General features: G+C 72.6%; 11 protein-coding genes. 6 read left to right on the forward strand and 5 right to left on the reverse strand.

The window, feature by feature from the left end:
- Positions 1–271 precede the first annotated feature (271 nt).
- A complete protein-coding gene (locus EOT10_RS02975) occupies positions 272–1,000 on the forward strand; it encodes a Mut7-C RNAse domain-containing protein (protein WP_127826430.1) in 729 nt (242 codons plus the stop codon).
- Here the strand turns inward: EOT10_RS02975 and EOT10_RS02980 are convergent.
- Positions 946–2,487, reverse strand: coding sequence for an APC family permease (locus EOT10_RS02980; RefSeq protein WP_223280720.1), 1,542 nt, complete (start codon positions 2,485–2,487; stop codon positions 946–948). The two genes, EOT10_RS02975 and EOT10_RS02980, sit on opposite strands and share 55 nt — an antisense overlap.
- Before the next feature lie 165 nt (positions 2,488–2,652).
- Between EOT10_RS02980 and EOT10_RS02985 the strand changes: the two genes are divergently transcribed.
- The gene (locus EOT10_RS02985; protein ID WP_127826431.1) at positions 2,653–3,258 is read left to right on the forward strand and encodes a TetR/AcrR family transcriptional regulator; all 606 of its coding nucleotides are present in this window, start codon (positions 2,653–2,655) and stop codon (positions 3,256–3,258) included.
- Positions 3,259–3,349: 91 nt separating this feature from the next.
- Complete coding sequence (locus EOT10_RS02990; RefSeq protein ID WP_127826432.1) at positions 3,350–5,317, forward strand: oxidoreductase; 1,968 nt, start codon at positions 3,350–3,352, stop codon at positions 5,315–5,317.
- A 28-nt stretch (positions 5,318–5,345) separates the two neighbouring features.
- Here the strand turns inward: EOT10_RS02990 and EOT10_RS02995 are convergent, their stop codons facing one another.
- From EOT10_RS02995 to EOT10_RS03010, 4 genes are all read right to left on the reverse strand, one after another.
- Entirely contained in the window at positions 5,346–6,089 is a 744-nt protein-coding gene (locus EOT10_RS02995; protein ID WP_127826433.1) for a GntR family transcriptional regulator, read from the reverse strand.
- Between the two features lie 104 nt (positions 6,090–6,193).
- Positions 6,194–7,360, reverse strand: a complete 1,167-nt coding sequence (locus EOT10_RS03000; RefSeq protein WP_127826434.1) for an acyl-CoA dehydrogenase family protein — start codon at positions 7,358–7,360, stop codon at positions 6,194–6,196.
- Positions 7,357–8,589, reverse strand: coding sequence for a CaiB/BaiF CoA transferase family protein (locus EOT10_RS03005; RefSeq protein ID WP_127826435.1), 1,233 nt, complete (start codon positions 8,587–8,589; stop codon positions 7,357–7,359). Before EOT10_RS03005 ends, EOT10_RS03000 begins: the two co-directional genes overlap by 4 nt.
- Positions 8,586–9,791, reverse strand: a complete 1,206-nt coding sequence (locus EOT10_RS03010; RefSeq protein ID WP_127826436.1) for an MmgE/PrpD family protein — start codon at positions 9,789–9,791, stop codon at positions 8,586–8,588. The genes EOT10_RS03005 and EOT10_RS03010 overlap by 4 nt, the downstream gene beginning before the upstream one ends.
- A gap of 282 nt (positions 9,792–10,073) precedes the next feature.
- Here EOT10_RS03010 and EOT10_RS03015 point away from each other — a divergent pair, with 282 nt between their 5' ends.
- From EOT10_RS03015 to EOT10_RS03025, 3 genes are read left to right on the forward strand one after another with little or no spacing between them, the layout of a single operon-like run.
- Positions 10,074–11,459, forward strand: coding sequence for an MFS transporter (locus tag EOT10_RS03015; RefSeq protein WP_189491015.1), 1,386 nt, complete (start codon positions 10,074–10,076; stop codon positions 11,457–11,459).
- Between the two features lie 5 nt (positions 11,460–11,464).
- Positions 11,465–12,358, forward strand: a complete 894-nt coding sequence (locus tag EOT10_RS03020) for an HTD2 family dehydratase (protein WP_223280721.1) — start codon at positions 11,465–11,467, stop codon at positions 12,356–12,358.
- The gene (locus EOT10_RS03025; RefSeq protein WP_317617322.1) at positions 12,355–13,248 is read left to right on the forward strand and encodes an HpcH/HpaI aldolase/citrate lyase family protein; all 894 of its coding nucleotides are present in this window, start codon (positions 12,355–12,357) and stop codon (positions 13,246–13,248) included. The genes EOT10_RS03020 and EOT10_RS03025 overlap by 4 nt, the downstream gene beginning before the upstream one ends.
- Positions 13,249–13,259: the final 11 nt, after the last annotated feature.

Here is a 13,259-nt window from a genome sequence, read left to right on the forward strand (position 1 = left end):
GTCTCGTTCCTGCGTGCTGATTCCCGTACGAACCGGGAAAACTGTAAGCACAGAAAGGATCTTCACAAACGGAAGGTCCCCTTCGAACGAAATCCCAGCAGGTGGGTGCTGGGTGCATCCACGCAGTTCAGAAGCGGAAGATGACATTCCGGTTCCGGCGGGTGGGCCGAATGAGTGTCACTCGTAAGACGGTTCGGCATGCGGGGGTGTCGCGCTCGTGCGTGGGAAAAACCCCAGCTCCCCGCCCTCGTCCTCATGGCATCCTGACCCGATGAACGGACCGGAGATCGTCGTCAGCGTCGCACCCGAGTTGGAGTTGTTCGTTCCGCATGTGCGGCGCGGGGGCGGAGCGACGCCACTTGTCACCGACGGCGTGTCCACGCTCGGGCATGTGATCGAGTCGCTCGGGGTGCCGCTGACGGAGGTCGGCGCGCTGGTCGTGGACGGGCGCGAGGTGGCCACCGGGCACATTCCCCATGCCGGGGAGCGGGTCGAGGTGCGAGCCGTCGTCCGGCCGCAGCAGGTGCCGGGTGCCCCGTTGCGCTTCCTTCTCGACGTCCATCTCGGCACGCTGGCACGGCGGTTGCGGCTGCTCGGCGTCGACGCCGCGTACGAGGCCACCGACATCGGCGACGCCGCGCTCGCCGCCCGGTCCGCCGCCGAGCGGCGGGTGCTGCTCAGCCGGGACCGGGGGCTGCTGCGGCGGCGCGAGCTGTGGGCCGGCGCGTACGTCTACAGCGACCGGCCCGACGACCAACTACGCGACGTGCTCGGCCGGTTCACGCCCGAGCTGCACCCCTGGACCCGGTGCACCGCCTGCAACGGGCCGCTGAAGGAGGCGCGCAAGGAGGACGTCACCGACCTCCTTGAGGGCGGGACGCGCGGCACGTACGACGTGTTCGCGCAGTGCCGTGAGTGCGGCCGCGTGTACTGGCGGGGTGCCCATCACGACCGGTTGGAGCGGATCGTGGGGCGGGCGGTCGCCGAGTTCGGGGACTGAGGGGCCGGTCCGCCCGCCTCCGATACCCGCGTCTCCTCCGGTTCCCGCGTCTCCTCCGGTTCCCGCGTCTCCTCCGGTTCCCGCGTCTCCTCCGGCACCCGGGGTGATTCGATGCGCCAGGCGATGCGTTCCCCGTCCTGCACCACCCTCCGGTACGCGTACAGCACCACCGAGATGAGCAGGATGCCGACCGCGAGGAAGGACTCGGTGGCGCCGCCGTAGCCCGCGAGGGACGGATGGGTGACGCCGACGGAGACGATCACGACGTTGAACACCAGCAGGACCCAGGCCACCGGGATCCAGGCGCGCGCCCGGCGGATCGGCCGCGGCCAGTCGGGGCGGTCCTTGCGCAGCAGCAGGAAGCCGGCGACGGCGAGCGTCATGGCCACCAGATAGCCGAAGTTGCTGGCGATGAGGATGCTCAGGGGCTCGCCGAGCAGCACCACGATGGCCGCGTTGACGAGCGCGTCCAGGGTGAGGGCGCGGCCCGGCACACCCCAGCGGTTCACCTTGTCGAGCTGCCGTACGGTCATCCCCTCGCGCGCCAGGCCGTACAGCGCCCGGCCCCCGTCGGCCGTGCACGACACCATGCCGAAGAACATCGAGACGATGAGGATCACGACGCCGAGGTCCGAGAAGCCGCCGAGCGCCCGGGTGAAGGCGGTGGCGAACGCGCCCACCGGGTCGGCGCGCAGCGTCGCCTCCCCGACACTGCCGACCGTCGCGAGCGGCACGACGAAGAAGACCCCGAGCGAGATGAGCGACGTCAGGCGCAGCGCCTTCGCCGTGTCGCGCGCGGTGTCGCGGTACTCGGGCGCGAACGACGCGCAGATCTCCGTTCCGTACGTCGTCCAGGCCGTGACGTAGAACCACACGATCAGCGTCATCCAGCTGCCGCCGTGGTACCAGGTCAGACGGGACGCGTGCCAGCTGCCCGGGTGGAGGAAGGGGGCCACGACGACCACCGTGAGGCCGAGCATCACCAGGGCCGCGACCGCCTTGGAGACCCCGGCGGCGAGCCGCGCGCCGAAGTAGTTGCAGGCCCAGCCGCCCGCGATCGACAGCACCGCGAGCGCTTCGGGCAGACCGATGCGGTGGCCGGGGAACGGGAGCGACGGCGCGTGGGGGAACCACTGGGCGGTGATGAGGTGGCCGATCGCCGCGCCGTTGACCGCGATGCTGAACGACCAGCCGATCCAGTACCCGTACGAGGCCACGGCGCCCAACGGGGCGAAGTAGCGCTTCCAGCCCTCGGTGGCGTACCGGCTGATGCCTCCCGACATGCCGGGGAACATGGCGGCGGTCTCGGCGAACAGCATGTTCTGCGCGAACGCGACGAGCGCGCCGACGCACCAGATGGTGATGGCCGTCCAGCCGCCGATCGCGCCGACGGTGTAACCCACCGTGAGGAGCAGGCCGTTGGGGATCACCATGGCGATGGCGAGGCCGTCGCGCCAGGTCAGGGACTTGTGCAGCTGTTGGCTCAAGGGGGCCACCTGTCTCGGTCGGGGACTGACGGGAGAAGGTCGGGTGCGGGGAGAAGAAGCCGGGGAAAGCGGCGCCGCTTCGCTGTGTCGGCGGTCACAATAATTCGTTATTGTTGGCCGGGATAGAGGTCTGGCAACGATCACTTCAGGCAAAAGAGGGCGGGCATGGGGGAGAAGGAAAGCGGCGATGCGAGCGAGGACCAGCGCGAACGGATCCTGCGGTCGGCCGCCCTGGTCATGGCCGAACGAGGCTTCGACGCGGCACGCATGAGAGACGTCGCCCGCGGCGCCGGGGTGTCCATCGGGCTGCTCCAGCACTACTTCGACACCCGCGACCTGCTGTTCCGTGCGGCCTTCGACTGGTCGATCGACGACCTCATCGCCCGCTGGCGCAAGGGCTCGTCCGCCGAGCCCGACGCGTGGCGCCGCTTCGGACTCCTCGTGCGCGAGCTGGCCGACGACCCCGACCTCCGGCGGCGGTGCGCGACCTGGATCGAGTTCTGCGCGAGCGCCGCCCGCAGGCCCGAGCTGCGCGACGGGGTGCGCCGCGCCCACGAGGACTGGCGCGAGCTCGTCCTCGGAATCGTCGAATCGGGCGTCGCGGCCGGCACGTTCACCCCGGCCGTGCCCGCCGACGTCGCGGTGCGGTCCGTGCTCGCGGCCGTCGACGGCTGCGACCTGGCCGTGGCGTCGGGCAGCGGCATGGGGGCGGAGGACTACGCCGCCGTCATCCTCGCCACCGCCCGGTCCGTCCTCGGCGTACGCGAGTGATCGCCTTCCCCTTCAAGTCACCCACCCGAGCCCCGAGCCCCGAGCCCCGAGCCCCGAGCCCCGAGCCGCAGTTCACAGGAGGCACCGCGCCATGACGTCGACCGCATTCCCGCATCTGTTCAGTCCGCTCACCGTCGGCGGGGTCACCCTCAAGAACCGTGTGCTGTCCTCCGGCCACGACACGGTCCTGGTCGAGGACGGGAAGGTCACCGATGACCTGATCGCCTACCACGAGGCGCGCGCGGAGGGCGGCGTCGGGCTCATCGTCGTACAGGTCGCGGGAGTTCACGAGACGGCCCGGTACACGACGCACGTGCTCATGGCCACGGACGACTCGTGTGTCGAGGGGTACCGGCGGCTCGCCGAGGCCGCGCACCGGCACGGCGCCAAGGTGTTCGGGCAGCTCTTCCACCCGGGACGGGAGATCCTGGAGTCGCGCGACGGCTCCGCACCCGTCGCCTGGTCGGCGTCCGCGACACCGAGCGAGCGCTTCCACGTGATGCCGCGCGCCATGACCGGGGCCGAGATACGCGAAGTCGTCGACGGTTACGGCGAGGCCGCGCGCCGGCTGCGCGAGGCGGGGCTCGACGGCGTCGAGGTGGTCGCCAGCCACGGCTACCTGCCCGCCCAGTTCCTCAACCCGCAGGTCAACGTGCGCACGGACGGGTACGGCGGGGACGCGGACGGCCGGCTGCGGTTCCTGCGCGAGGCCCTCGCGTCCGTCCGGGCGCACACCGGGCCCGGCTTCGTGACCGGACTGCGCATCTCCGGGGACGAGTTGAGCCACGACGGCCTCACCGCCGCACTCGTCGTCGAGGCGGCCACCCGGCTCGACCGCGAGGGTCTCGTCGACTACGTGAGCGTCTGCGCCGGTTCGTCGGCGACGATCTCCGGCGCCGTGCACATCGCGCCGCCGATGACGCAGCCCGCCGGATACACCGCCCCGCTCGCCGCGCGGGTCCGGGCGGCTATCGGTGTGCCGGTCATGGTCGCCGGACGCGTCAACCAGCCGCAGGAGGCCGAGCAGATCATCAAGGAGGGGCAGGCCGACGCCTGCGCCATGACCCGCGCCCTGATCTGCGACCCCGCCATGCCGGGCAAGGCGAGCGAAGGCCGCACGGAGGAGATCCGGGCCTGCATCGGCTGCAACCAGGCCTGCATCGGCCACTTCCAGCGCGGCTATCCGATCTCCTGCATCCAGCACCCCGAGACCGGCAGGGAGCGCCGCTTCACGGGGCTCCCGATGCCCACCCGGCGGCGTCGCGTCCTGGTCGCCGGAGGCGGCCCGGCCGGGCTCAAGGCCGCCGCCGTGGCCGCGGCCCGCGGGCACGACGTCACCCTGCACGAGGCCGGGCGCCGCGTCGGCGGGCAGGTCCTGCTCGCCCAACTACTGCCCGGACGCGCCGAGTTCGGGGGCGCCGTCACCAACCTGGAGGGCGAGGCGCGGCGGGCCGGGGCGCGCATCGTCACCGGGTCCCGGGTCGACGCCGAACTGCTCGACCGGGCCGGGGCGGACGCGCTGATCGTCGCCACGGGAGCGGTGCCGCGCAGGCCAGCCCTGGAACTCCTCGACGACCCCGTCGTCCTCGACGCGTGGGACGTCGTGCGCGGGACCGCCGACGTGCCGAAGGGCCGGATCGTCGTCGCGGACTGGCGCGGCGACTGGATCGGCATCGGCGTGGCCGTCCAACTCGCCCGGCAGGGACGGAAGGTGACGCTGTGCACGACCGGGTTCGGCGCCGGTGAGCACCTTCAGCAGTACGTGCGGGCCGCGATGCTCGCCGAGGCCGCGCGGGCCGGCGTCGAGACCGTGCCGACCGTGCGCCCCTACGGCGCCGACGCCGACACCGCGTACTTCCAGCACACGCTCACCGAGGAGCCGGTGATCATCGAAGGGGTCGCGGCCCTCGTGCTCGCCCAGGGGCACGACCCGGTGAGTGAACTCGCCGAGACGGCGCGCGGGCGGGTCGGCGAGGTCCTGATGGCGGGGGACTGCGTGTCGCCGCGGACGGTGGAGGAGGCCGTACTGGAGGGCCTGACGGTGGCGTCGTCTCTCTGAGCCACACGGCCGCGCCGCCCCGCCCGACTCAGCGCGGATGGCGGCGCAGCCGCACCCGGTACGAGTAGTGCTCGGGCAGGAAATGGCTCACGGCCAGCTCGACCGGGCGGCCCGTCGCCGACAGGTAGAGGCGGTCGATCCGGAGGAGCGGATGCTGCGGCGGGCAGTCGAGGTGTGCCGCCACCTCGGCCGACGCGAGCGTGACCGTGACGGACTGCTCCGCCTCCGCGATGGGCTCGGGCAGCCGGCCGTCGAGGAGGCCGATGACCGTGACGCGGCTCTCCGCGCCCTCCTCCGTCAGCTCGGGCCGGTCCGCGACGAGCGCGCCCACGTCCGGCGGCAGGTGCACCGTCGTCAGACAGAACGGGGTGTCCTCGTGCAGCCGCAGGAACGAGAGGTGGTCCACCCGGTCCGAGGCGACGCGCAGCCGGCCCGCCGCGTCGACGTCGACCCGGCGGCGCAGCGGCGACACCAGGCGCATCGTCGTGTCGAGGGACAGCGCCATCAGGTCCTCGACCGAGCCGAACTGCCGCAGATACTGCTCCTCGCGGGGCGCGGCGAACGTGCCGCGCCCCGGGACCCGGTGCACCAGACCCTCCGTGACCAGGTCCTGGAAGGCGCGCCGCACGGTCTGGCGGCTGAGCCCGTGCGAGGCGGCGAGCTCCGCCTCCGTGGGCAGCCGCACCCCCTCCGGGTAGTCGTGCCGCAGGATCGCCTCGCGCAGCTCTCGCGCGAGACGTACGTAGGCGCTGTCACGCCCGGGGGCCGTCATCCGTGTCCCCCTCGTCCGCTCTGTGCGTGTCGTACGCGTCATGTCTGCCGTTCACCGCCCTGCCTGTGCCGTGAGTCTAATGGCCGTACAAGACGGTGCGCAGGTCAGACGTCCAGGCCGCCCCGGGAGACCAGCTGGCGCACGATGACGTTCCGCTGGATCTCGTTGGTGCCCTCGCCGACGATCATCAGGGGCGCGTCACGGAAGTAGCGTTCGACGTCGAACTCGGTGGAGTACCCGTAGCCGCCGTGGATCCGGACCGCGTTCAGGGCGATCTGCATCGCCGTCTCCGAGGCGAAGAGCTTGGCCATGCCCGCCTCCATGTCGACGCGGCGGCCCGCGTCCGCCTCGCGGGCGGCGTACAGGGTCAGCTGGCGCGCCGCGGTCAGCGAAGTCGCCATGTCGGCCAGGTAGTTGCCGATCGACTGGTGCTTGTAGATGGGCTCGCCGAACGTCTCGCGCTCCTGCGCGTAGCGCAGCGCGTCCTCGAACGCGGCCCGGCCGACGCCCAGCGCGCGCGACGCGACCTGGAGGCGGCCCGTCTCCAGGCCCTTCATCATCTGCCCGAAGCCCTTGCCCTCGACGCCGCCGAGCAGCGCGCCGGCCGGGACGCGGTAGTCGTCGAAGGTCAGCTCGCAGCTCTCGACGCCCTTGTAGCCGAGCTTCGGCAGGTCGCGCGAGACGGTGAGCCCCGGACCGTGCTCGGCGAGCAGGATGGAGATGCCGCGGTGCTTCGGCTCGGCCGCCGGGTCCGTCTTGCACAGCAGCGCGATCAGCTGCGAGCGGCGGGAGTTGGTGATCCAGGTCTTGCCGCCGTTGACGACGTACGTGTCCCCGTCGCGCCGCGCGACCGTCCGCATCGCCTGAAGGTCGGAGCCGCCGCCCGGTTCGGTGAGGGCCATCGTCGAGCGGATCTCGCCGGTCGCCATCTTGGGCAGGTAGCGGTTCTTCTGCTCGTCGGTGCCGAAGTGGAGCAGCAGCTTGGAGACGACGGTGTGGCCGCCCATGGCGCCGGCGAGGCTCATCCAGCCGCGCGCCAGCTCCTCGGTGATCAGCACGTAGCAAGGCGTCGAGACGGGCGTGCCGCCGTACTCCTCGGGGATCGCGAGGCCGAAGATGCCGAGGTCCTTCATCTGCTCGATGAGGGCCTCGGGATAGGTGTTGGCGTGTTCCAACTCCCGGACGACCGGCTTGACTTCACGGTCCACGAAGTCGCGCACGGTCTCGACGATCAGCCGTTCGTCGGAGGAGAGGGTGTCGAGGGTGCTCACTTCGCGGACGCTCCTTGCTCGTGGTCGTGCGTGGTGTCGATGACGCCCTGCGCCCGCAGCCGCTCGATGTCGGCGGTGCTGCGGCCCAGGGCGGTGAGGATCTGTTCGGTGTGCTCTCCCGCGGCGGGGACGGGGTCCATCCGGGGGGTGACGCCGGAGAGGTCCGCCGGGGGAAGCAATGCCTGTACGGGTTCCTGCGCGCCCGGCACCGCGATGTCGCGCCAGCGGTCGCGCTCGGCGAGGGCCGGGTGGGCGAGGAACTCGGCGATGGAGTTGACGCCGGCGTTGGCGATGCCGGCCTTGTCGAGGAGCGCCATGGCGTCCTCGCTGCCGAGCTCGGCGAAGCGAGCGGAGACGGCCGCGTTGACCTCGTCGCGGTGGGCGACGCGGTCGGCGCCGGTGGCCATGCGGGGGTCGTCGGTGAGTTCGGGGCGGCCGAGGACCGTGGAGCACAGGGCCTGCCACTCGCGCTCGTTCTGGATGGAGAGCAGCACCTCCTTCCCGTCGGAGGCGGTGAACGGGCCGTAGGGCGCGATCGTCGCGTGCTGGGCGCCGATGCGGGGCGGCTGGGTTCCGCCGTACCGCGTGTAGTAGGCGGGCTGGCTCATCCACTCGGCGAGTGCCTCGAACAGGGAGACCTCGACGGCGGGCGCTCGGCCGGTCGTGGCGCGCGTGTAGAGCGCGGAGAGGATGCCGCTGTACGCGTACATGCCCGCCGAGATGTCGGCGACGGAGATGCCCACGCGGGCGGGCTCGTCGGGCGAGCCGGTGATGGAGAGCAGTCCGGTCTGGCACTGCACGAGCAGGTCGTACGCCTTGCGCCCCGACCAGGATCCGCTGGTGCCGTACCCGCTGATCGTGCACGGGATCAGGCGGGGGTGGCGGGCCTGGAGCGCGGCGGGGCCGAGGTCCATGCGGTCGGCGGCACCCGGTGCGAGGTTCTGGACGAACACGTCGGCGTCCGCGAGAAGTTCCTCCAGGATGTCCCGGCCCTCCTGCGACTTGAGGTCCAGGGTGAGGGACTCCTTGGAGCGGTTGAGCCACACGAAATAGCTGGCCTGGCCGTGCACCGTGGTGTCGTATCGGCGGGCGAAGTCGCCGCCACCGGGACGTTCGACCTTGATGACGCGGGCGCCGAGGTCGGCGAGCTGGCGGGTGGCGAAGGGGGCGGCGACGGCCTGTTCGAGGCTGACGACCGTGATGCCTTCGAGGGGGAGCGGCTCGGTCATGCGGATGCCTTCCCGGGCAGTTCGGCGAGGAGCAGCGCGCGGGCCGACTCCCAGGTCGCGTCCTTGAGCCGGGCGGGTACGTCGCTTCCGCACGCGGCGAACTTCTCCGCCAACTCGGCCTCTGTGGGCGGGCGTTCGGGGGAGCCCGGGGGGTGGGCGAGGGAGGACCGCAGGACCCGGCCGTCGGTGAGCGTCACCGCGAGGTCGACCTCGCCGTCGAGGAGCCCGGCACCGCCCTCGGTGCGCTCCGTCTCGACGGTGGCCATCAGACGCCGCGCCTCGGGTCGGCGCACGGCGTCGTCCGTGAAGGCGCTGAAGCCGGGGAACCCGTCGAGCAGCGCCGTCGCCACCGCGTACGGGAGGCTGAATTTGGCTTCGAGGCCGGTGCCCGGGTCGTCGTGGATGAGGGGGTGGATCGTGGCCCCCGGGGTGGTGACGCGGACGGCCGCCACGTCGTCGGGGCCGCACGCGACACGCAGGTCGCGCAGTGCCGCGATCGGGCGCTGCATCGCGTAGCAGCAGGGGAACATCTTGATGGCGAGGCCGCCGGGCACGGCGGGACCGCCGGTCTGCGGCGCCGCTCCCTGCGCGCCCACCAGCTCCAGCCACGCGTCGACCGCCCGCGGGTCGGCCGTGGCGCCGGCGCGGGCGAGGCGCGCCGCCCGCACCCCCGCCTCCGCCGCGAAGCCGACCTGGAGCGACTTGCTGTGGGTGCCGAACGCGGCCTGCACCCCGCTCGCGCCGGGCACCGCGAGGGCCATGGCGGTGGCGAGCTGCCGGGGCGTGAGGCCCCGGGCGACGCCCGCCGCGACGGCCGCCGCGGGGGCGCCCGCCGTGCACGTGGCGTGCCAGCCCGCCGCGTAGTGCGACCAGCCGAGCAGCGCGCCGAGCCGGGCCATGACCCCGGCCCCGGCCAGATAGGCGCGCGCGTCACCGCCCGCCGCGAGGACCGCGGGGACGATCACCACGCTGATGTGGGTCGTGGACTCGATGTGCAGGTCGTCGAAGTCGAGGACGTGCCCCACCGCGGCCCACCGCGCCGCGTCCGGCAGCTCGGCGGCCAGCGCGCTCACCGGATGGTCGCGGGCGGCGAGCGTGACCGCGACCGTGTCCAGGAGGGAGCGGCGGGCGAGCGCCAGGTCCTCGGGGTCGGGTTCGTATCCGTACGCCCACTCGGCGAGCGATTCCGCGATGGCCGGCATGGCTTCCCTTCGTACAGGTCCTGCACTGCGTGCTTACTTTGTACGGCCAAATAGCAGGGTCGTCAATGCCGCCGCCGCAGGGCAACTTAGAGCTTTCACATGCAACTTCACCCCAAGGGGGTTGACTCGACGCCCTGCGGGGCGGACGCTGGGCCGCGTTTTGTACGGCACAATCCGTCATTGAGGCGGCCACATCAATCCGTCGGTCCAGCCACCCGTCCGGGCACCTGGCGATCCGCCTGTCCGCCGGCTGACCGGACGCCCGTCCCCCGGAGGTCTCGCATGGGCGATGCGCATCCCCTGCTCGCCGCACTCAGCAGCGCCCGGCACGGTGCCCTGCACCGGCGGGTGCTGCTCACCGTCAGCGCCATGTTCTTCTTCGACCTCGCGGACCTGAACACGTTCGCGTTCGCCGCGCCCGCCATCCGCCGGGCGCACCTCTTCACCGTCGACGACATCGCGTTCGTCACCGCCCTCGCCTTCGCCGGCATGGCGGTCGGCGCGATCCTCGGCGGCCGGTTCGCCGACCAGGTGGGCCGACGGCGGGTCATGACGGGATCCGTGGTGCTCTTCTCCGCGGCCTCCGTGGTCAACGCGCTGGTCACGGCGGTGGGCGCGATGGCCGCCGCCCGCTTCGCGACCGGGTTCGGCCTCGGCGCCATGACCTCCGTCGCGATCACCTACCTCTCCGAGGTCACCCCCGCCGCACGCCGCGGACGCGTCCAGGCGACGGCGCTCGGCACCGGCCTGGTCGGCATCCCCGTCGTGGCCTTCACGGCCCGCGGCCTGACCGCCGACGACCCCGGCGGCTGGCGCGCCCTCTTCGTCATCGGCGCTCTCGGCGTCCTGCTCGTACCCTTCCTGATGCGCCTGCCCGAGTCGCCGCGCTGGCTCCTCGCGCGCGGCCGCAGCGCCGAAGCCGTGCGGGTCACGCGCGCCTTCGTGCCCGACTGGGAGCCCTCTGCCGACGCGCTCGCCGCGCCGCCCGCTCCGGCCGGCCGGCCGCGGTTCTCCGAACTCTTCGCCGTGGGCCAGCGGCGCAACACCGTGGCCCTCATGGTCCTGTGGCTCTTCGGGCTCGTCGGCTTCTACGGGTTCCAGTCCTGGGTGCCGACGCTGCTCGCCGACCACGGCCAGGACTTCGCGAAGAGCATGACCATGTCCGCGGTCACCACCATCGGCGCGGTGCCCGGCGCGTTCCTCGCCTGGCCGTTCATCGACCGCTACCCGCGCAAGCACCTCGCGGTGGTCCTCGGCCTCGTGGTCGCGGCGCTCGGCATCGGGTACGGGCTCAGCTCGTCCGTCGTGGCCGTCGTCGTGTTCGGCACGCTCGTCGCCGCGCTCAGCCAGACGTTCATCGCGGTGCTCTACTCGTACACCCCCGAGGTCTTCCCCACCCGCCTGCGCACGGCGGGCGCCGGGCTCGGCAACGGCGTCGGCCGGATCGGCAACGTCATCGCGCCGCTGGTCGTCGCGGCGATCTACACCACGCCGGGGCTCGGTTACATCGCCGTGTTCGTGTTCATCGCGGGTTGCTGGCTGGTCGCCACGGCCACCGTGTTCTTCTTCGGCGTCGACACCCGCGGCCGGTCGCTGGAGACCCTGCACGACGCGGCGGCGGCCCCGGTGGCTTCCGCCGCACCCGTTTCGCAACGCATCGGAGAATGAGAAGCATGCCCCAACAGGAAGCATCCCAGGGTGAGTTCGCGCTCGCGCGGTATCTGGACGCCTGGGCCCCGGCGCCCGTGACCCTGGACGATCCCGTCGCCGCCGCGCCCGTCGCCGCGCTGAGCCAGGTGCTCGACCAGGAGGCGCCCGTGGCCATTGAGGGGGAGCCGCTGCCACCGTTGTGGCACTGGCTGCACTTCCTCGAATGGCCCGCACAGCGAGCCCTGGGGGCCGACGGGCACCCCGCGCACGGCCACTTCCTGCCGCCCCTCCCGGACCGCAGGCGCATGTTCGCCGGAGGCCGCGCGGAGTTCACCGCGCCACTGCGGGTGGGCGTGCCCGCCCGGCGCACGAGTTCCCTCGCCAAGGTCGAGATCAAGCGCGGCCGCACCGGCGAGATGGCGTTCGTGACGGTACGCCATGAGATCACGCAGGAAGGGCGGACGCGGGTCACCGAGGAGCAGGACCTCGTCTACCGCGTGGGGGAGGACGAGCGGAGGAGTGGAGGCTTCGGCCTCGATCTCGGCGAGGCCGAACCGTCCGGCTCCGACTGGCGGTTGACCCTGCGCCCCTCGCCGACCCTGCTGTTCCGCTACAGCGCGCTCACCGCGAACGCCCACCGCATTCACTACGACGAGCCTTACGTGCGCGACGTCGAGGGCTACCCGGGCCTCGTCGTCCACGGGCCGCTCCTCGTCCAGCTGATGCTGGAACTCGCCCGCCGCGAGGCCCCGGAGCGGGAGGTCCGCACGCTCTCCTACCGGCTGCGCAAGCCCGTGTTCGCGGGCGAACAGGTGTGTGCGCTCGGCGACGTGGCGGACGACGGAAGGTCGGCAGGGCTGCGGATCGCCACCCGTCGGGACGAGCGGCATGCGACGGCGGAGGTGACGTTCAGGTGAGCGCCGAGCACACCACGGCCGACCCCGCGCACAGCGGCCCCGCGCGTCCCGAACTCGCCGGCCCCACACGCCTGGGCCGGGACCGCGCCCGCCTGGCCGCCGCCCGCACCCTGCTCTTCGTCCCGGGGCACCGGCCTGACCGGTTCGAGAAGGCGGCCGCGGCCGGGGCCGACGCCGTGATCATCGACCTGGAGGACGCCGTCGCGCCCGACGGGAAGGACGCGGCGCGCCGGCATGCCGCCGACTGGCTCGCGCGGGGCCGGGACGCGGTGGTGCGGATCAACGCGCCCGGCACGCCCTGGTGGGACGCCGACCTGGACCTCGTCACCGCGTTCGGCTGTCCGGTGATGCTGCCCAAGGCCGAGGACACCGACGCGATCGCACGGATCGCGGAGGTCTGCGCCGTGATCCCGCTCGTCGAGACGGCGGCCGGGATCGAGCGCGCCCTCGATGTGTGCCGCGCGCCCGGCGTCGTCCGCGCGGCGTTCGGCAGCGTCGACCTCGCCACCGAGCTGGGCGTGCGCCACGACGACACCCTGGCGCTGGCATATGCCCGGTCCCGGCTGGTCATCGCGGGCGCCGCCGCCGGTGTCGCGCCCCCGCTGGACGGCGTCACGACCGCGCTCGACGACGCCGACACGCTCGCCGAGGACATCCACCACGCCCGACGGCTCGGCTTCGGAGGCAAACTGTGCATCCATCCGAGGCAACTCCCCGCGGTGGCCGAGGCGTTCGCGCCTTCGGAGAAGGAGCTGGCATGGGCCAGGAAGGTGCTCGCCGCGGGCGACGCGGTGTCGGCCGTCGACGGTGTGATGGTCGACAGGCCGGTGCGGGAGCGGGCGCGACGGCTGCTCGGGGAGCTCACCACCGGCCCTGGCGGGACGGCGTAGGACGGAGGATC

Origin of the sequence: Streptomyces antnestii, assembly GCF_004005495.1 — a bacterium.
GTDB lineage: Bacteria > Actinomycetota > Actinomycetes > Streptomycetales > Streptomycetaceae > Streptomyces > Streptomyces antnestii.

Bases quoted from the DNA above. Each gene is read 5' to 3' on its own strand.
- EOT10_RS02975 (WP_127826430.1), top strand. From the start codon at position 272: ATGAACGGACCGGAGATCGTCGTCAGCGTCGCACCCGAGTTGGAGTTG.
- EOT10_RS02985 (WP_127826431.1), top strand. From the start codon at position 2,653: ATGGGGGAGAAGGAAAGCGGCGATGCGAGCGAGGACCAGCGCGAACGG.
- EOT10_RS02990 (WP_127826432.1), top strand. From the start codon at position 3,350: ATGACGTCGACCGCATTCCCGCATCTGTTCAGTCCGCTCACCGTCGGC.
- EOT10_RS02995 (WP_127826433.1), bottom strand. From the start codon at position 6,089: ATGACGGCCCCCGGGCGTGACAGCGCCTACGTACGTCTCGCGCGAGAG.
- EOT10_RS03005 (WP_127826435.1), bottom strand. From the start codon at position 8,589: ATGACCGAGCCGCTCCCCCTCGAAGGCATCACGGTCGTCAGCCTCGAA.
- EOT10_RS03010 (WP_127826436.1), bottom strand. From the start codon at position 9,791: ATGCCGGCCATCGCGGAATCGCTCGCCGAGTGGGCGTACGGATACGAA.
- EOT10_RS03015 (WP_189491015.1), top strand. From the start codon at position 10,074: ATGGGCGATGCGCATCCCCTGCTCGCCGCACTCAGCAGCGCCCGGCAC.
- EOT10_RS03020 (WP_223280721.1), top strand. From the start codon at position 11,465: ATGCCCCAACAGGAAGCATCCCAGGGTGAGTTCGCGCTCGCGCGGTAT.